Consider the following 18225-nt stretch of genomic DNA (forward strand, 5'->3'; position numbering starts at 1 on the left):
GGAGCGGGCGAAGGGGTCAGCGCGGCGGCATGCGCAGGGCGCCGTCGAGGCGGATGACCTCGCCGTTGATCATCCCGTTGTCGACGATGTGCCCGACGAGCTTGGCGTACTCCGCGGGCTGGCCCAGCCGCGAGGGGTGCGGCACCTGCACCTCGAGGGCCTTGGTCGCCTCCTCGGGCAGGCCGGTCAGCATCGGGGTGGCGAAGGTGCCCGGAGCGATCGTCGCGACCCGGATCCCCTTGTCGGCCAGGTCGCGGGCCGCGGAGAGGGTCAGCCCGACGACGCCACCCTTGGACGCCGCGTAGGCCGCCTGCCCGACCTGCCCGTCGTAGGCGGCGATGGAGGCGGTCATGACGACCACCCCGCGGTCGTCGTCGACCGGCTCGTTGTCGGCCATCGCGGCGGCGGTCAGGCGCAGCACGTTGAAGCTGCCGACGAGGTTGACGTCGATCACCTGCTGGAAGGTCTCCAGCGGCAGCGGGCCCTTGCGGCCCACCACGCGGCCCGGCGTACCGATGCCGGCGCAGGTGACGACGACCCGGAGCTCGCCGAGCTCACCGGCGGCGTCGACCGCGGCCTGCACCTGCGTCTCGTCCCGCACGTCGGTCGGGACGAACCGCGCGCGATCGCCCAGCTCGGCGGCGAGCTGCTCCCCGGGGCTGGAGGGCAGGTCCGCGATCACCACCGCGGCCCCGAGCACGTGCAGCTGGCGTGCGGTCGCCTCCCCGAGGCCGGAGGCCCCACCGGTGACGAGCGCGACGGTCGAGTCGGTGATCTTCATGTCAGCCGAGCATAGTGACACGACAGTTATCGCTAAGGCGTGCCCCGGGCCGCTGGCCGTTGTTTACTCAAAGGCATGAACACCGCGCTCGAGGAGTTCCGGCCCTCCGCCGCCGACGAGGCCGCCGCTGCTCCGAGCACGCTCGTCGCGGCCGCCGAGGTGCCGCGGGTGGTCCTGGCCGTCGATGCCTACGTCCTGGCCTCCCCGCTGCTGCGACTGGCACCCCGCGGTGACGGGCACCCGGTGCTCGTCCTGCCGGGGCTGCTGGCGGGGGACTGGTCGACGCTGGCGCTGCGCCGGTTCCTGCGCCGTCAGGGCTTCCACCCCTACAAGTGGCACCTGGGGCGCAACGTCGGGCCGACTGCGGCGGTGCGTGCCGAGCTGCCGGCGGCGATCGAGCGGATCAGCCGCCGCAACCGCTCCACGGTCTCGGTGATCGGCTGGAGCCTCGGCGGCATCTACGCCCGGGACCTGGCCCACCAGCACCCCGAGCACATCCGTCAGGTGATCACCCTGGCCAGCCCCTACCGCCTGCGCACCCCTGGCCAGTCGCGGGCCCACAACGCCTACCACCGCTACTCGCACCTGCACGCCGTCGAGGGGGACCCCGCCCAGGTCACCGGGATGAGCCCGCACCCCCTCAGCGTGCCGTCGACCTCGATCTACTCACGGATGGACGGGATCGTCGCCTGGCAGCACTGCATCGAGCCCGAGAGCGAGCAGTCCGAGAACCTCCGGGTGCGCTCGAGCCATCTCGGCATCGGCTTCGACCCGCACGTGCTCTACGCCATCGCCGACCGGCTGGCGCAGCCCGAGGGGGAGTGGTCCCCCTTCGCCCCGCCGAAGGCGCTCGCTCCGCTCTTCCCCGCACCCGACAACCCCCACCAGGAGGTCCTCGATGAGTGACGCCGCAGCACAGCCCGACCAGCAGCAGGAGGTCGGCCGGCAGGGCATGGGGCTCGCCGAGCCCTGGGGCGGGGTCAGCCGCACCGTCGACCTGGACGGGAATGTCCACTACGTCGAGTGGGAGGGGCCGAAGGGGGCGCCCGCGGTCGTCCTCGTGCACGGCCTGGGTGGCAGCCACCTGAACTGGGTCCTCCTCGGCGAGCGGCTATCCCGGCGCTACCGGGTGCTGGCCCCGGACCTGGTGGGTTTCGGCCTGACCCGCGCGGTCGACGAGAGGTCGGCCTCGGTGCGGCACAACGCCAAGCTGGTCCGTCGCTTCCTCGACGAGGTCGTCGGTGACGACGTCATCCTCGTGGGTAACTCCATGGGCGGGCTCATCTCCTCGATGGTGGCCAGCCGGTCCGGCGACGGCATCCGGGGTGTGGTGCTCATCGCCCCGGCGCTGGCCGCACCGAAGAGCCGGCCCGGTGACGCGGCCAAGAGCCTGCTCACGCTGGTCAGCTCGCCCGTGCGCCGGTCGGTGCGCCAGCGCCTGGGGCGCTCGGTCACCGTGGCCGGCGAGGTGGAGTTCACGCTGCGGCTGTGCGTCGCCCGCTGGGAGCTCATGGACCGCGACGTGCTCGAGGCCCACGTCGACCTCGCCCACGCCCAGCTGTCCTTCCGGGAGAAACCCCGCGCCTTCCGGGAGGCCGGGCAGACGATGATCTCCGCGCTCGCCCGGCACAGCGTCACCGCCGCCCGGCTGGCCGGCATCGACGTGCCGGTGCTGCTGATCCAAGGCACCCACGACCGGCTGGTGCCCGTCTCGGCCGCGCGCTGGGCGGCCAGGCTCAACGAGGACTGGACCTACCTCGAGATGCCCGGCGTCGGTCACGTGCCGATGATCGAGGTCCCCGACGAGACGATGGACGCGATCACCGACTGGGCGGCCGTCGAGCTCGAGGACCAGTCCGGCTGACCACACCTGCGGCCGCACCACCCCTGCGGCCTCGTACGCGAAGGACGTGAGACATGGACATCTCCTCTCCCGGCCCCATCCAGCTGCCCGGGCTGGACAGCGCCTTCCTCGGGCTGGAGGCCGACCGGCAGTCCGGCCACGTGGCCAGCCTGGTCATCCTCGACACGACGGACATGGACGTCCCCTTCGACCTCGCGCACTACCGGGCGCTGGTGGCCGAGCGACTCCCGCGGATGGGCCACTTCCGCAAGCGGCTCAAGCACGTCCCCTTCGGCCTGGACCGCCCCTACTGGGTCGACGACGTCCACTTCGACCTCGACTACCACGTCCGGGAGCTGGGGCTGCCGCGCCCCGGGACGATGGAGGTGCTGCTCGACTCGGTCGCCCGCGTGCACGAGCGCCCGCTGGACATGAGCCGCCCCCTGTGGGAGGCCTACATCATCAGCGGTCTCCCCGACGGGCGGGTGGCGATCTACACCAAGGTGCACCACGCCGTCATCGACGGCGCGACGGGGGTCGAGCTGCTCACCGCCATGGTCGACCTCGAGCCCGGGATCATGCCCGGTGAGCCGACGCCGTTCGAGCCGCGCCGCGAGCCCTCCGCAGCCAGGCTGCTGGGCAGGGCAGCCCTCGACCTCACCTCACGCCCCGCTGACATGGTGCGCCTCGGACGCTCGGCGCTGGCCTACCTGCCAGCTCTCGCCTTCCAGGCCGCGCCGAAGATCACCCGGGCGCTCGACCCGGGCGACGAGCTCGACAGCGCGGCCACCCCCCTTCGCGCCCCTGCGACCCCCTTCAACGACAAGATCAGCGCCCAGCGCAAGATCGCCCTGACCCGACTGCCGCTGGACGACCTGCGCACGATCAAGAACGCTGCCGGGGTCTCGATCAACGACGTCGTCATCGCGCTGACCGCCGCCGCCGTACGGGACTGGCTCGAGCGGCAGGGCTGCGCGGTGAACGAGCCGCTGGTCTCGATGGTGCCGGTGGCGCTCGCGGCGGACCGCTCCAGCGGGGCGGGCAACTCGGTGACCGCGATGTTCACGCCCCTGCCGATCCACCTCGACGACCCGCTCGACCGGCTGCAGTCCGCGCACGCGACGAGCTCGGCCGCCAAGAGCCACGGCGTCGCGATCCCCAAGGAGCTCTACGAGGGCGGGATCCAGCTCACGCCGCCCATGCTGCTGCGGCGCGGGATGCGCGCGGTCTTCGACCTCGGGCTCATGCGGCGCTTCCGCAGCTTCAACCTTGTGCTCTCCAACATCCCCGGCCCGGACATCACCGTCTACCTGGGCGGGGCCAGGCTGGAGACGGTCTACCCGCTCTCGATCATCGTCGACGGCGTCGGGCTCAACATCACGCTGCAGGGCTTCGGCAAGCACCTGGGCGTCGGCATCGTCGCCTGCCGCCGTGCGATGCCCGACGTGCAGAGCCTCGCCGACCGGATGCTCGAGGAGGTCGAGGTGCTGCTCAGCGCCGTCGGTGAGAGCGCGGGCGGAGCAGGTCGCGGCTGATCACAAGTCGCTGGATCTGGTTGGTGCCCTCGAAGATCTGGGTGATCTTGGCCTCGCGGAAGTAGCGCTCGGCGGGGAAGTCCGCGGTGTAGCCGGCGCCACCGAGGACCTGGACGGCGTCGGTGGTCACGCGCATCGCCGCGTCGGTCGCGACGAGCTTGGCGACCGCGGCCTGGCGGGAGAAGGCCCGGCCGGCGTCCTTCAGGCGGGCCGCGTGCAGGTACGTGGCGCGGGCCGAGGTCACGGCGGCCTCGAGGTCGGCCAGCATGAAGGCCAGGCCCTGGTTCTCGCCGATCGTTCGGCCGAACTGCTCACGCTCGGTGGCGTAGCCCGCGGCCAGGTCCAGCGCCGCCTGGGCCAGCCCGGTGGCGGCGGCGGCGATGCCGAGACGACCCGAGTCCAGCGCCGCCATGGCGATGCTCATGCCCTGGCCGACCTCGCCGATCCGGCGGTCGTCGCTGACCGGCACGTCCTCGAAGAACACCTCGCGCACCGTGTCGCCGTGCAGGCCCATCTTCTTCTCCGGCGGCGCGAAGTCCAGGCCCTCGGCGTCCGCGGGCACGACGAAGCAGCTCACCCCCTTCGCCCCGTCGTCGCTGGTGCGGGCGAAGGTGGTGTAGAAGTCGGCGTGGCCGGCATGGCTGATCCACGCCTTGCGGCCCTTGAGCCGCCAGCCATCGCCGTCGCAGGTGGCCCGGGTGGCCATGGCCGCGACGTCCGAGCCGGCCTGCGGCTCGGAGAGGCAGTACGCGCCCAGCTGGTCGCCGGAGAGCATGCCCGGCAGCAGCGTCGCCTGCTGCTCGGGGCTGGCGAAGGTGGCCACGGGGAAGCAGGTCAGCGAGTGCACCGAGGTGCCGACCGCGACCGACATCCATGCCGAGGCGATCTCCTCGATCACCTGGAGGTAGACCTCGTAGGGCTGGCCCCCACCCCCGTGCTCCTCGGGGAAGGGCAGCGAGAGCAGGCCGGCCTGACCCAGCTCGGCGAAGACCTCGCGGGGGAAGACTTCGCCGCCCTCGGCCTGGCGTTCGACCTCGTCGACCTTCGGGCGCAGGGAGCGGTCGCAGATCGTGCGGGTCAGCTCGATGAGATCCTCACCGATCTCTGTGGGCATCAGCCGGGTTGCGGGCATGAACGGCACTCTAACGAGCGCGGGCTGTGGTGGCATGGGCCATGTGCATCGCCGATCAGCCCTGACCTCGTGCCTCGCAGCCGTGGCGCTCGCCCTGTCCGCGTGCAGCGGGGGCGTCGACGCCCCGAGCGGGACATCGGATGCTCAGACCGGTTCGACCGGTGCGTCCTCGGCGACGTCGTCCTCGCAGAGGCAGGCCTCGACGGTGACGGGAGCACCGAAGGGTCTCGCGGACGTGGTCGGCGACCGGTACGGCGGGGCCGCGGTCACCGGCAAGGCCGAGACGGGGCGTTGGCGCGGTGCCAAGGTCGCCGTGGTGACCGGGACCGGGGAGCAGGACGGCGACGTGACGCTCGCGGTGCGGGCGAAGGGGGAGGACTGGCGGGTCGTCGGCGGCTGGTGGCCCAGCCTCGGGAAGGCGAAGGGGGCGCAGAGCCTGGGCGGGCGCACCCACGTCCTCGTCGTCGGGTCGGACGCCCGGCCGGGTGAGCCGGCGGACCGCTCTCGCGCCGACGCGATCCAGCTGCTGGGAGTGGACGGCGAGGGCGGAGCGGGACTGATGGGCTTCGCCCGCGACCTGTGGGTGCCGATCCCCGGTCACGGCCAGGGCAAGCTCAACGCGGCCCTGGTGTACGGGGGGCCCGACGCCCAGGTCGCGGCGGTCGAGCAGGTGAGCGGGATCGAGCCTGCCGGCTATGTCGTCACCGGGTTCAGCGGGTTTACCAAGATCGTCGACGAGCTCGGCGGGCTGTCCTTCGACGCTCCGCGAGCCCTGGACAGCCACCTCCCGGGTGGTCAGATCCCGGAGGGGGAGAGCACCCTGAGCGGGAAGGAGGCGCTCTCCTGGGCGCGCGAGCGCAAGACCCTGCCCGGGGGTGACTTCGACCGGTCGCGCAACCAGGGGCTGCTCATCGCGGCGGCCGCGCTGCAGGCCCGGATGGCAGGTCCGCAGGTGATCCCGGAGGCGATGACGGTCATCGACAAGCACGCGACCTCGAACCTCTCGGCCGAGGAGATGCTGCTCTTCAGCGCGGCCTTCTTCAAGGTGTCACCGACCAAGGTGGGGCACACCGTGGCCAAGGGGCCGGTCGGCACGGCCGGCGGCGGTCAGTCGGTGGTCTTCCTCGGCGACGAGGCGAAGGCGTCCCTACGCGACTTCGCCGACGGGCGCCTCGGCGGCTGAGCCGCACCTGCCACGGCGAATACCCAGATCCCTCGCCCCTGCCAAGGCAGGTACCCAGGTCCGGCCAGATCCTCGCACCTGCCTTGGCAGGTGCGTTCGTCACGCGTGGGCGAAGGGGAGCTCGCCGGGGGCCAGCGGGGAGAGCTCGGGCCGCTTCGCGGTGATCGAGTCACCCGAGGACCGTCCGGTCATCCGCCGGTGCACCCACGGACCGGCATGCGTGCGAGCCCACCGGGCGTGCGTGCCGAGACGCTCGACCCGCGGCCGCAGGGGTTCCGGCTCGAGCGGGGTGGTCCAGTCGGTCCGGTCGGTGTCCAGTCCGAGGGCGTCGAGCGCGGCCAGCGCCACCCGGCGGTGCCCCTCCGGCGAGAGGTGGATCCGGTCCTCGGACCACATCCGCCAGTCCTGCAGCGAGCGCATCGACCAGAGGTTGAGCACGTGCGCGCCGTGGCGCTGGGCGATGGAGAAGAGGTTGGCGGTGTGCACCGCGTGGCGCGGGCGAAGGGAGGCGAGCAGCCCCGCCTTGGCCGGGTCGGTCGGGGTGGCGAGGAGCACGTCGGCGCCGGTGGCGCGGGCGCGCTCGACGGCGCCCTCGATCCGGTCGGCGAGAGCCTCGAGGTCGACATTGGGGCGCAGGATGTCGTTGCCGCCCCCGACGATCGAGACGAGGTCGGCGCCCATCGGCAGCGCCTCGTCGAGCTGGCGGCCGACGACGTCGTCGAGCTTGCGCCCGCGCACCGCCAGGTTCGCGTAGCGGAAGGGGGCCTGACCCCCTTCGCTCTCCAGCCGGCGCGCCAACGCGTCGGCGAGCCGGTCGGCCCAGCCCAGGTACCGGTCCGCCTGCCGCGGGTCCGGCTCGGACATCCCTTCGCTGAAGGAGTCGCCCACGGCGACGTACGAGGTCCACAGGCGGGGCGGCGCGTGACTCATGGCAGCCTCCAGTCGATCGGGTCGGCGCCCTGCTCGGTGAGCAGGGCGTTGGCGCGGGAGAAGGGGCGGCTGCCGAAGAAGCCGCCGCTCGCGGAGAGGGGAGAGGGGTGCGCGGACTCGATCCGCGGCACGTCGCGCAGGGTGGGTGCGAGCGAGCGGGCCTTGGCGCCCCAGAGGATCGCGACGAGCGGACCGCCGCGCTCGGCGAGCACCTCGATGGCCCGGTCGGTGACCTCCTCCCAGCCCTTGCCCGCGTGGCTGCCGGGGCTGCCGGGGCGCACGGTGAGGCTGCGGTTGAGCAGCATGACGCCCTGCTCGGCCCAGCGGGTGAGGTCGCCGGTGCTGGGCATCGGGGCGCCGGTGTCGGTGGTCAGCTCGCGGAAGATGTTGGTCAGCGACTTCGGCAGCGGGCGGACGTCGCCGGCGACGGCGAAGGAGAGCCCGATCGGGTGCCCCGGGGTGGGGTAGGGGTCCTGGCCGACGACGAGGACGCGGACGTCCTCCAGCGGGATGGTGAAGGCGCGCAGGATGTGCTCGCCGGCTGGCAGGTAGCCGCGCCCTGCCGCGACCTCGGCGCGGAGGAACTCGCCCATGCGCGTGATGGTCGGAGTGACCGGCTCGAGCGCCTCTGCCCACGAGGGGTGGATCAGCTCGGTCAGGGGTCGGGCAGCCACCCCGGCACGCTACCGAAGTGCTGCATGCAGCATTTCGTCGGCGGTGCAGCACATGTCTGTGCTGCACCGACAAGGACGTGGTGGTCGGTCGGGCCTGTCCGCGTGGTCGACCGGTCTCAGGCGGTGACGCCGGTCGCTGGCCGTGGCGCACCGGCGATCTCGTGCAGCCGGTCCTTGACCGCGTGCTCGACGAGGGCGCCGAGGAACTCAGGGTGCTGGTGCGTCTCGCCGGACTCGTGGGCCAGGCGCTCGTGCTCGGTCTGGACCATCGCCTCGATCCGCTCGCAGGCCAGCTCGGGGTAGCGGCGGCACAGGTCACTGGCGATGTTGGTCATGACGTGCTCGACGGTGATCGGCTGGAGCATGCGCCCTCCTCGGTTCTGAGTGAACAGAAGGTTAACACCGCATGGCCGCTCGGGGTCGGAGTTGCGTGCGGCGAGCCCGGTGCCTGTCGCCCAGCTGGGGTGCGAAGGGGGTGACCGTTCGTCTGAGGCTCCCCGGGGATCTGCGAAGGCGTGGGGTCGGGGAAGCTCGGTCAGGAGATCTCCTGGTCGAGCGGGCTGGGGTGGGGGTAGCGGTCGCGCAGGGCGAGCGATACGTAGACGAGGCCGACGAGCACGGGCACCTCGATGAGCGGGCCGACGACACCGGCGAGCGCCTGGCCGGAGGTGACGCCGAAGGTGGCGACCGCGACGGCGATGGCGAGCTCGAAGTTGTTGCCGGCGGCGGTGAAGGCGAGCGTGGTCGTGCGCTCGTAGGTCATGCCGATCGCCTTGCCCAGCAGGTAACCCCCGCCCCACATCAGCGCGAAGTAGACCAGCAGCGGGAGCGCGATGCGCGCGACGTCGAGCGGCTTGCTCGTGATCGCCTCACCCTGGAGCGCGAAGAGCAGGACGATCGTGAAGAGCAGCCCGAGCAGGGCGAAGGGGGAGATCCGCGGTAGGAAGGTGCCCTCGTACCAAGGGCGACCCTTCACCCCTTCGCCGATCCGCCGGGAGAGGTACCCGGCCAGCAGGGGGATGCCGAGGAAGATCAGGACCGACTTGGCGATGTCCCCGAAGGAGACGTCCAGGGCGGTCTGCTCCAGGCCCAGCCAGCCGGGCAGCACGGAGAGGTAGAACCAGCCGAGGGCGGCGAAGGCGATGATCTGGAAGATCGAGTTCAGCGCGACGAGCACCGCGGCCGCCTCGCGGTCCCCGCACGCCAGGTCGTTCCAGATGATCACCATGGCGATGCAGCGGGCCAGGCCGACGATGATCAGGCCGGTGCGATACTCGGGCAGGTCGGGCAGGAAGACCCAGGCGAGGGCGAACATCACCGCCGGGCCGACCACCCAGTTCAGCACCAGCGAGGAGACCATCATCGGCTTGTCGGTGGTGACCGTGCCGAGCCGGTCGTAGCGCACCTTGGCCAGCGGGGGGTACATCATGACGAGCAGCCCGAGCGCGATCGGCAGCGAGATGCCGTCCAGCTGCACCGCCTCGAGCGCCTCGGCCAGCCCCGGCACCAGGCGACCGAGAGCGATCCCGAGCACCATGGCCAGCCCGATCCACAGCGGCAGGAACCGGTCGAGGGTGGACAGCCTGCCGACGACGGGAGGGTGGTCGGTCGCGGCAGTGGTGGTCATCGGCTCTCCGAGGTGCAGCAGGGCGAAGGGGTGGTCAGCACCGGCAGCGACGCGCTCGCTGGGCGCGCGTCGGTCGGGTCGTCGTCCTTGACGACGTAGAACTCCCAGGGGGTGCCGGCGGGGTCGTGCACCCAGACCTTGTCCTGGAGGGCGTAGCAGCAGGTGGTGTCGTCCTCGTCGAAGGAGGCCAGGCCGGCGGCGCCGATGCGCTCGCGGGCCGCGCTCACCCCTTCGCCGTCCTCGACCTCGACGCCGAGGTGGTTCAGCGCCCCGGCCGCCCCGTGGCCGCGGGTGGCCTCGTCGGTCTCGATGAGCACGAGCTTCAGCGGCGGCTCGACGACGGCGAAGTTGGCGTAGCCGGGTCGGCGCTTGTGCGGCTCGACGCCGAAGACGGCGGAGTAGAAGGCGATCGAGGCCTCGAGGTCGGTGACGTTGAGGGCGAGCTGGACTCGACTCATGCGGGCTCCTCGTCGGGGGTGGTCAGTCACCTGCATTGATACTCGTCAATATAGATGTGTGTCAATATGGACCTCATGGCGACGACCCTCCCGCTCCTCGACACCGCCGTGGCCAAGTGCTGCGCGGAGCCGGGGAGCGCGCCGCTGGACCGCGACGAGGCCGACGCCGTGGCCCGGCTGCTCAAGGCGGTCGCCGACCCGGTCCGCCTGCAGATCATCAGCATCGTGCGCTGCTCCGAGGGGGGCGAGGTGTGCGCCTGCGACCTCCCTTCGCCCCTCGGCTTGGCCCAGCCGACCGTCTCCCACCACCTCAAGGTCCTGGTCGACGCCGGGCTCCTCGAGCGCGAGCGCCGCGGGCAGTGGGCGTGGTTCAGCCTCGTCCCGGAGCGGCTCGAGCTGGCCCGGCGCGCGCTCGGCACCTGAGGCCTCTGCCCTCCCTTCGCGCGAGCTCACGGTGGGAGGTCGGCGCGGGCCGGCCCTAGAGTGCCGACCATGCACGGCATGAGCGACGCCTCGATCCACCGCCTCGGCCAGTCCGTCCTGGGCTACGCCGAGGGCAGGCTCAAGCTGCACCCGGTCCCGCTGGACTACACCCTCACCCCCGAGCAGCTGCTCGACCGGGCCGGTCAGACGATCACCGCCGAGGGGCTCGGCGGCCAGCGGGCGATGAGCCTCTTCGAGGAGGTCCTCGCCCCGGCCTGCCTGTCGGTCGACCACCCGCGCTACCTCTCCTTCATCCCGTGCGCGCCGAGCGACGCGGCGACGATGTTCGACCTCGTCGTCTCGGCGTCCTCGATGTACGCCGGGTCCTGGCTGGAGGGCTCCGGCGCGGTCTTCGCCGAGAACCAGGCGCTGCGCTGGATCGCCGACCTCGCCGGGCTGCCCGAGTCCGCCGGGGGAGTCTTCGTACCCGGCGGGACGATCGGCAACCTCTCCGCGCTCGTCGCGGCCAGGCACAGTGCGCGCGAGCGTGCGACCGTGGCGGCGGCGAAGGGGGAGCGCCCGCACCGGCCGTGGCGGGTTGCGGCGACCGAAGGGGCGCACAGCTCGATCAAGAGCGCCTGCGACGTCATGGACGCCGAGCTCGTCACCGTGCCGCCGAGCGAGGAGCTGCGCCTGACCGGCTCGGCGCTGCGGGAGGTCATCGAGCGGGAGGGGCCGGAGACCTTCTTCGCCGTGGTCGCCACCTGCGGGACGACGAACTTCGGGGTGATCGACGAGCTGGCCGAGGTCGCTGATGTGTGCGCCGAGCACGGTATCTGGTTCCACGTCGACGGCGCGTACGGCGGCGCCGCCCTCGCCGCCCCGAGCGTGCGGGAGCGCTTCGCAGGGGTCGAGCGGGCCGACTCCTTCATCGTCGACCCGCACAAGTGGCTCTTCGCCCCCTTCGACTGCTGCGCGCTGCTCTACCGGGACCCGGCACGAGCGCGGGCGGCGCACACCCAGAAGGCGAGCTACCTCGACGTGCTCACCGACACCCCGGACTGGAACCCGACCGACTACTCCGTCGGGCTGACCCGGCGGGCCCGCGGGCTGCCGCTCTGGTTCAGCCTCGCGACGCACGGCACCGACGCCTACGCGACCGCGATCGAGCGCACCCTGGAGGTCGCTGCCTACGCCGAACGGCGGGTGCGCGAGAGCGAGCACCTCGAGCTCGTCGCCCATCGCGACCTGTCGGTGGTCGTCTTCCGTCGCCTCGGGTGGGAGGCGGGCGACTATCAGGCGTGGTCGGACCGCCTGCTCGCCGACGAGGTCGCCTTCGTCGTGCCCACCTCGCACGCCGGCGAGACCCTCGCCCGCTTCGCGATCGTCAACCCGCAGACGACGGAGGAGGACATCGACGAGATCCTCGCGACGATGGCCTGAGCGTGGGGCCGGAGAGGCCTGAGTGACGCGCGTGGCGCGCTGTCCAGCCGCCACGCCGGTCTAATGACACCGCTGTCATTCGATCGCTATAGTGGCGGGCACGCCGACCTGGCAGCCACCAACCGGAAGAGGCCCCGTGAGCTCCGCAGCGCACCAGCAGACTCAGGCGACCGACGCCCCGCTCTCCGATCGCGACCGCGAGATCCTTGCCTTCGAGCGGCAGTGGTGGACCTACCAGGGCGCCAAGGAGCAGATGATCAAGGAGCTCTTCGACATGAGCTCCACCCGCTACTACCAGGTGCTCAACGGCCTCATCAACAACCCGGCCGCGCTCGCCGAGGACCCGATGCTCGTCAAGCGCCTGCGCCGGATGCGCCAGGCCCGCCAGCGCAGCCGCAGCGCGCGCCGACTCGGTTTCGAGCGCTGAGGAGACCCGAGGACGAAGGGGGGATCCCGCCGCTGCGGCGAGGGTCCCCCTTCGCCGTGGACCGGTGGCACGGGCGTTTGCACTCTGCCCTCACGAGTGCCAATAATGGCGTTAGCACTCTCGACCCGAGAGTGATAACAACCCGACCGGTCCGGTGAGGGTCGGCGCCGTGGCATCGACGTGAGGTGCCCGGCCTGACTCGTCCGTCGCGGGCACCGCCCGGTCAGCCACCAACAATCGTGTGGAGGACCACCCGAATGGCTAAGCTCATCGCCTTCGACGAGGAGGCCCGCCGCGGTCTCGAGCGCGGCATGAACACCCTCGCCGACGCAGTCAAGGTCACCCTCGGCCCCAAGGGCCGCAACGTCGTCCTGGAGAAGAAGTGGGGCGCCCCCACCATCACCAACGACGGTGTCTCGATCGCCAAGGAGATCGAACTCGACGACCCCTACGAGAAGATCGGCGCAGAGCTGGTCAAGGAGGTCGCCAAGAAGACCGACGACGTCGCCGGTGACGGCACGACGACGGCCACCGTCCTCGCCCAGGCACTCGTGCGCGAGGGCCTGCGCAACGTCGCCGCCGGCGCCAACCCGATGGCGCTCAAGCGCGGCATCGAGAAGGCCACCTCCGCGGTCGCCGACCAGCTGCTCTCGATGGCCAAGGAGATCGAGACCAAGGAGCAGATCGCCGCCACCGCCTCGATCTCGGCCGCCGACAAGGAGATCGGCGCCAAGATCGCCGAGGCCATGGACAAGGTCGGCAAGGAAGGCGTCATCACCGTCGAGGAGAGCCAGACCTTCGGCCTCGAGCTCGAGCTCACCGAGGGCATGCGCTTCGACAAGGGCTACATCTCCGGCTACTTCGTCACCGACACCGAGCGCATGGAGACCGTGCTCGAGGACCCCTACGTCCTCATCGCCAACTCCAAGATCGGCTCGATCAAGGACCTGCTGCCCCTCCTGGAGAAGGTCATGCAGTCCGGCAAGCCGCTGCTCATCATCGCCGAGGACGTCGAGGGCGAGGCCCTGTCCACCCTCGTGGTCAACAAGATCCGCGGCACCTTCAAGTCCGTCGCGGTCAAGGCCCCCGGCTTCGGTGACCGCCGCAAGGCCATGCTCGCCGACATCGCCATCCTCACCGGTGGCCAGGTCATCTCCGAGGAGGTGGGCCTCAAGCTCGAGTCCGCCGACCTCGACCTGCTCGGCCGCGCCCGCAAGGTCGTCGTCACCAAGGACGAGACGACGATCGTCGAGGGTGCCGGTGACGCCGACCAGATCGCCGGCCGCGTCTCCCAGATCAAGGCCGAGATCGAGAACAGCGACTCCGACTACGACCGCGAGAAGCTCCAGGAGCGCCTCGCCAAGCTCGCCGGCGGCGTCGCCGTCATCAAGGCGGGCGCGGCGACCGAGGTCGAGCTCAAGGAGCGCAAGCACCGCATCGAGGACGCCGTGCGCAACGCCAAGGCCGCCGTCGAGGAGGGCATCGTCGCCGGTGGTGGCGTCGCCCTGCTCCAGGCGACCAAGGCCGCCTTCGAGGGCCTTCAGCTCGAGGGTGACGAGGCGACCGGCGCGAACATCCTGCGCGTCGCCGCCGAGGCTCCGCTGAAGCAGATCGCGGTCAACGCCGGCCTCGAGGGCGGCGTCGTCGCGGAGAAGGTCGCCGGCCTCACCCCCGGCGAGGGCCTCAACGCGGCCACCGGCCAGTACGTCGACATGATCGCCGAGGGCATCATCGACCCGGCCAAGGTGACCCGCAGCGCCCTGCAGAACGCCGCCTCCATCGCGGCGCTCTTCCTCACCACCGAGGCCGTCGTCGCGGACAAGCCCGAGAAGGCTGCCCCGGCGATGCCCGGTGGCGACGAGATGGGCGGCATGGGCTTCTGACCCGAGCTCGCGCCACCCACTGACGAAGGGGGTGGTCCTCCCAACCGGGAGGGCCACCCCCTTCGCCTGTCTCGGCCACCTGTCACCTCTCGCAGGGGGGCTACCCCCACCCGCGCTCGGCGGAGAACCCGGTTCAGCTTCACGCTCGGGCCGCCCTAGATTGGTCACCGACCCACCTAGACCACCCGCCACCAGGGGAGCTCATGAGCACTCGCGTCGCCGCACGCACCACCGATCTACGCAAGACCTACGGCAAGGGCGATACCACCGTCGCCGCCCTCGACGGGATCGACCTCGAGATCGGCGGAGGTGAGTTCACCGCGATCATGGGCCCGTCCGGCTCCGGCAAGTCCACCCTCATGCACTGCCTCGCCGGGCTGGACTCGATCACCTCTGGGCGGGTCGAGATCGGTGATGTCGACATCACCCGGCTCAAGGAGAAGGACCTCACCAAGCTGCGCCGGGACCGGATCGGCTTCGTCTTCCAGGCCTTCAACCTCGTGCCGACCCTCAGCGCCGAGGAGAACATCACCCTGCCGCTGGCGATCGCCGGGCGCGAGCCGGACCAGGAGTGGTTCGACCTCGTGATCGACACCGTGGGCCTGCGCAACCGGCTTGGTCACCGACCCAGCGAGCTCTCCGGTGGGCAGCAGCAGCGCGTCGCCTGCGCCCGGGCGCTGGTGAGCAAGCCCGACATCATCTTCGCCGACGAGCCCACCGGCAACCTCGACTCCACCAGCTCGGCGGACGTCCTGGCATTCCTGCGGCGCAGCGTCGACGAGTTCGACCAGACCATCGTCATGGTCACCCACGACCCGATCGCGGCCAGCCACACCGACCGCGTGCTCATCCTGCGTGACGGGCAGATCGTCGACGAGCTGTGGCACCCCTCGCGAGAGGCCATCATCGAGGCGATGATGAGCCCGACCGAGCAGGTGCGGTGATGCTGCGCTCGACCCTGAAGTCGCTCGCGGCTCGCAAGCTGCGGCTCGTGATGTCGGCGATGGCGATCGTGCTCGGCGTCGGCTTCGTCACTGGGTCGCTGATCTTCACCGACACCCTGGGCCGCACCTTCGACGGCATCGTCGAGGGCACCGTGGGTGATGTCGTCGTCCGGGCCGAGGGAGCCGACTTCGACTCCAGCGCCGTGATCCCCGCCGAGGATCTGGCCCCCCTCGAAGACCTCGACGGGGTCGAGCGGGTCGACGGCAACGTCGACGCGATGGGTGTCTTCGTCGTCGGCGAGAACGGCAACGTCGTCGGCGGGCAGGGGGCGCCGGCGATGGCCTTCAACCACACCGATGCGCCGAACCAGCTGGGCAAGGAGGTCGTCGAGTACGACCAGGGGCGCGCCCCGACCGGCGAGGACGAGGTGGCCGTCGACTCCCTGACCGCCGAGCGCGCCGGGCTCGCCCTCGGCGACACCGTGCAGATGGTGACGGCAGGCGAGTATCCGCAGCTCGAGGCCGAGCTGGTCGGCACCTTCGAGTTCGGCGAAGGGGGGATGGCCGGCGCCTCGATCACCCTCTTCGACACCGCGACCGCGCAGAAGTACTTCCTCGGCGGCGAGGACGCCTACACCTCCGCCTGGCTCACCACGCAGGACGGCGCCGAGCAGGAGGTCGCCGACTCGGCGGCAGGGCTCGTGCCCGACGGCTTCGAGGCCCGGACGGGCAAGGCGATCGCCGACGAGACGGCCGATCAGATCGAGGAGGGGCTGAGCTTCATCACGACCTTCCTCCTCGTCTTCGCCGGGGTGGCCCTCTTCGTCGGGTCCTTCCTCATCATCAACACCTTCTCGATCCTCGTCGCCCAGCGCGGCCGCGAGCTGGCGATGCTGCGCGCCATCGGCGCGAGCCGTCGCCAGGTGACGATGTCGGTGCTCGTCGAGGCCCTCGTCGTCGGCATCGTCGGCAGCACCCTCGGGCTGGCGCTCGGGGTGCTGCTCGCGATGGCCATCCAGGCGCTCTTCGGCACCCTCGGCCTGGATCTCAGCGGGACCGGCCTGGTCTTCACCCCCCGCACCGTCATCGCCGCCTACGCCGTCGGGGTTCTCGTGACCCTGCTCGCGGCGTACATCCCCGCTCGGCGGGCGGGTCAGGTCGCCCCGGTCGAGGCCATGCGGGAGAGCTCCGGCACGAGCGGCGGTCACCCGATCCGTCGCGCGCTCGAGGTGGCGCTGCTGGTCGTCGGTGTCGCGGTCTTCCTCGCCGGGCTCTTCGTGGTCGAGGACAACCAGGTGTGGTGGTTCGGCGCGGGTCTCGTGCTCACCCTCCTGGGTACCGCCTTCCTCTCCCCGATCGTGGGGCTGCCCGTGATCCGCGGGCTGGGGTGGCTCTACCGGAAGGTCTTCGGCAGCGTCGGGCGGATGGCCGAGGAGAACGCCGTGCGCGCCCCGGGGCGCACCGCTGCCACCGCATCGGCGCTGATGATCGGGATGACCCTCGTCGCGCTCATGGGGGTGCTCTCCTCGAGCGCGTCCGCGAGCATCGACAAGCAGATCGAGGACACCTTCACCGCCGACTACATCTACTCCAACGCGATCGGTCAGCCGTTCTCGCCCAAGGTCGCCGAGCGAGCGGCCGACGTCGACGGCGTCCGCGCCGTCTCGCCGGTCCGCTTCGCGTCGGTCGAGCTCGACGGGGAGCGTCAGTTCGTCCAGGCCGTGGACCCGCAGACCTTCGGCGAGGTCGAGGACATCGAGATCACCGAGGGGGAGAACACCCTCGACCCGAGCAGCGTCCTCGTCGGCAGCAGTCAGCAGGAGGGCCGCTCGATCGGCGACACGCTGACCGTCACCAGCGGAGGGCAGAGCACGGACCTGACGATCACCGGCTTCTACGACGAGATCGCGGCCACCCAGAACGACCAGCTCCTCGTGAGCATCGACGCGCTGGAGTCCCTGGGCGCGCAGGCGGCGGACAACTGGGTCTTCGTCTTCCTCGACGAGGGCGCGGACCAGGAGGCGGTCAAGGCCGACCTCGAGTCCGTCATCGAGGGTCAGCCGCTCGTGACGCTGAAGGACCAGCAGTCCTACTCCGACGAGCAGCGCGCGAGCATCAACCAGCTGCTCTACCTCATCTATGCCCTGCTCGGCCTGGCGATCGTCATCGCGATCCTCGGGATCGTCAACACCCTTGGGCTGTCGGTGATGGAGCGCACCCGGGAGATCGGGCTGCTGCGCGCGGTCGGACTCTCCCGCAGCCAGCTGCGTCGGATGATCCGGCTGGAGTCGATCACCATCGCCCTCCTCGGAGCGGTCCTCGGGATCGGCCTCGGCGTCGTCGGAGGGGTGGCGATCCAGCGGGCGCTCGAGGAGGACGGCATCACGGTGCTCTCGATCCCGTGGCTGCAGCTGCTCGTCTTCCTCGTACTGGCCGCGGTGATCGGGGTGCTGGCCGCGCTCTGGCCGGCCTTCCGGGCCAGCCGGATGGACGTGCTGCAGGCGATCAGCACCGAGTAGGGCGGGGCGTGGACCGGACCGGGCGAAGGGGTGAGCAGCTCACCCCTTCGCCCGGTCCCGTCCCGGCCTACCGGCCGCCCATCATCGCCCGAGACGCCGCCTCGGCCTCGTCGTAGGTCTGGCTCGCGGCGCGCAGCGCCTGCGCGATCTCGTCGAGGCTGGTCTTGACCACCTGCTGGGTGGACCGCCAGTCGGCGGCCAGCTGCTGAAAGCTGGCCGCAGCCGACCCGCTCCACTCGGACTGCAGCGCGGTGAGCCGGCCCATCATCGCCGAGACCGAGGACTCGATGTCGGCGGAGATGCCCATCACGTCCGACGAGCTCGTCGCCAGGGCGTCGGTGCTCACGGAGAAGTTGGTCCCCATGGTTGTGCTCCTCTCGAAGGTGCGGACCGCATGTGTCGGCCCGTCATCTCCAAGACGCT

Annotated in this window: 18 protein-coding genes; 10 read left to right on the forward strand and 8 right to left on the reverse strand. The window is 71.2% G+C overall.

Annotated features, from left to right (window positions below):
- Window positions 1-16: 16 nt before the first annotated feature.
- Window positions 17-781 (reverse strand): SDR family NAD(P)-dependent oxidoreductase, encoded by a 765-nt coding sequence (locus FB557_RS02980; RefSeq protein WP_144855449.1) that lies wholly within the window; start codon window positions 779-781, stop codon window positions 17-19.
- A 75-nt stretch (window positions 782-856) separates the two neighbouring features.
- Here FB557_RS02980 and FB557_RS02985 point away from each other — a divergent pair, with 75 nt between their 5' ends.
- The 3 genes from FB557_RS02985 to FB557_RS02995 are packed head-to-tail and all read left to right on the forward strand — an operon-like array spanning window position 857 to window position 4159.
- Complete coding sequence (locus FB557_RS02985; RefSeq protein ID WP_144855450.1) at window positions 857-1687, forward strand: esterase/lipase family protein; 831 nt, start codon at window positions 857-859, stop codon at window positions 1685-1687.
- The gene (locus tag FB557_RS02990; RefSeq protein WP_144855451.1) at window positions 1680-2645 is read left to right on the forward strand and encodes an alpha/beta fold hydrolase; all 966 of its coding nucleotides are present in this window, start codon (window positions 1680-1682) and stop codon (window positions 2643-2645) included. The genes FB557_RS02985 and FB557_RS02990 overlap by 8 nt, the downstream gene beginning before the upstream one ends.
- A 53-nt stretch (window positions 2646-2698) precedes the next feature.
- Window positions 2699-4159 carry a WS/DGAT/MGAT family O-acyltransferase gene (locus tag FB557_RS02995; RefSeq protein ID WP_144855452.1) on the forward strand — a complete coding sequence of 487 codons (1461 nt, stop codon included), beginning with the start codon at window positions 2699-2701 and terminating at the stop codon, window positions 4157-4159.
- Here FB557_RS02995 and FB557_RS03000 read toward each other — a convergent pair.
- Complete coding sequence (locus FB557_RS03000; protein WP_144855453.1) at window positions 4116-5291, reverse strand: acyl-CoA dehydrogenase family protein; 1176 nt, start codon at window positions 5289-5291, stop codon at window positions 4116-4118. The two genes, FB557_RS02995 and FB557_RS03000, sit on opposite strands and share 44 nt — an antisense overlap.
- A 205-nt stretch (window positions 5292-5496) precedes the next feature.
- Here FB557_RS03000 and FB557_RS03005 point away from each other — a divergent pair, with 205 nt between their 5' ends.
- Complete coding sequence (locus FB557_RS03005) at window positions 5497-6474, forward strand: LCP family protein (protein ID WP_170236161.1); 978 nt, start codon at window positions 5497-5499, stop codon at window positions 6472-6474.
- Window positions 6475-6573: 99 nt separating this feature from the next.
- Here FB557_RS03005 and FB557_RS03010 read toward each other — a convergent pair whose 3' ends face one another.
- The 5 genes from FB557_RS03010 to FB557_RS03030 all read right to left on the reverse strand — a co-directional run bounded on the left by FB557_RS03010 (window position 6574) and on the right by FB557_RS03030 (window position 10163).
- Window positions 6574-7404, reverse strand: a complete 831-nt coding sequence (locus FB557_RS03010; protein ID WP_144855455.1) for an SGNH/GDSL hydrolase family protein — start codon at window positions 7402-7404, stop codon at window positions 6574-6576.
- Window positions 7401-8078, reverse strand: coding sequence for a uracil-DNA glycosylase (locus FB557_RS03015; RefSeq protein ID WP_144855456.1), 678 nt, complete (start codon window positions 8076-8078; stop codon window positions 7401-7403). The genes FB557_RS03010 and FB557_RS03015 overlap by 4 nt, the downstream gene beginning before the upstream one ends.
- A gap of 116 nt (window positions 8079-8194) precedes the next feature.
- Window positions 8195-8443, reverse strand: coding sequence for a three-helix bundle dimerization domain-containing protein (locus FB557_RS03020; RefSeq protein ID WP_144855457.1), 249 nt, complete (start codon window positions 8441-8443; stop codon window positions 8195-8197).
- Window positions 8444-8613: 170 nt separating this feature from the next.
- Window positions 8614-9705, reverse strand: a complete 1092-nt coding sequence (gene arsB, locus FB557_RS03025) for an ACR3 family arsenite efflux transporter (RefSeq protein ID WP_144855458.1) — start codon at window positions 9703-9705, stop codon at window positions 8614-8616.
- Window positions 9702-10163: an ArsI/CadI family heavy metal resistance metalloenzyme gene (locus FB557_RS03030; RefSeq protein WP_144855459.1), complete on the reverse strand. Its 462-nt coding sequence runs from the start codon at window positions 10161-10163 to the stop codon at window positions 9702-9704. Before FB557_RS03030 ends, arsB begins: the two co-directional genes overlap by 4 nt.
- 75 nt (window positions 10164-10238) lie before the next feature.
- On the opposite strand from FB557_RS03030, the gene FB557_RS03035 reads away from it, so the two are divergent.
- The 6 genes from FB557_RS03035 (at window position 10239) to FB557_RS03060 (ending at window position 17802) form a co-directional block, all read left to right on the forward strand.
- Window positions 10239-10586: an ArsR/SmtB family transcription factor gene (locus FB557_RS03035; protein WP_144855460.1), complete on the forward strand. Its 348-nt coding sequence runs from the start codon at window positions 10239-10241 to the stop codon at window positions 10584-10586.
- A gap of 69 nt (window positions 10587-10655) precedes the next feature.
- Entirely contained in the window at window positions 10656-12029 is a 1374-nt protein-coding gene (locus FB557_RS03040; protein WP_144855461.1) for a pyridoxal phosphate-dependent decarboxylase family protein, read from the forward strand.
- Between the two features lie 136 nt (window positions 12030-12165).
- Window positions 12166-12456, forward strand: coding sequence for a DUF3263 domain-containing protein (locus tag FB557_RS03045; protein ID WP_211356466.1), 291 nt, complete (start codon window positions 12166-12168; stop codon window positions 12454-12456).
- A 257-nt stretch (window positions 12457-12713) separates the two neighbouring features.
- Entirely contained in the window at window positions 12714-14339 is a 1626-nt protein-coding gene (gene groL / locus FB557_RS03050; RefSeq protein ID WP_144855463.1) for a chaperonin GroEL, read from the forward strand.
- A gap of 203 nt (window positions 14340-14542) precedes the next feature.
- A complete protein-coding gene (locus FB557_RS03055; protein ID WP_144855464.1) occupies window positions 14543-15283 on the forward strand; it encodes an ABC transporter ATP-binding protein in 741 nt (246 codons plus the stop codon).
- Complete coding sequence (locus FB557_RS03060) at window positions 15283-17802, forward strand: ABC transporter permease (protein ID WP_144855465.1); 2520 nt, start codon at window positions 15283-15285, stop codon at window positions 17800-17802. The genes FB557_RS03055 and FB557_RS03060 overlap by 1 nt, the downstream gene beginning before the upstream one ends.
- A 67-nt stretch (window positions 17803-17869) precedes the next feature.
- Here FB557_RS03060 and FB557_RS03065 read toward each other — a convergent pair whose 3' ends face one another.
- On the reverse strand, window positions 17870-18166 hold the full coding sequence (locus FB557_RS03065) for a WXG100 family type VII secretion target (RefSeq protein ID WP_144855466.1): 297 nt from the start codon (window positions 18164-18166) through the stop codon (window positions 17870-17872).
- Between the last annotated feature and the right edge of the window lie 59 nt (window positions 18167-18225).

The organism is Marihabitans asiaticum (assembly GCF_007828725.1).
Taxonomy (GTDB): domain Bacteria; phylum Actinomycetota; class Actinomycetes; order Actinomycetales; family Dermatophilaceae; genus Marihabitans; species Marihabitans asiaticum.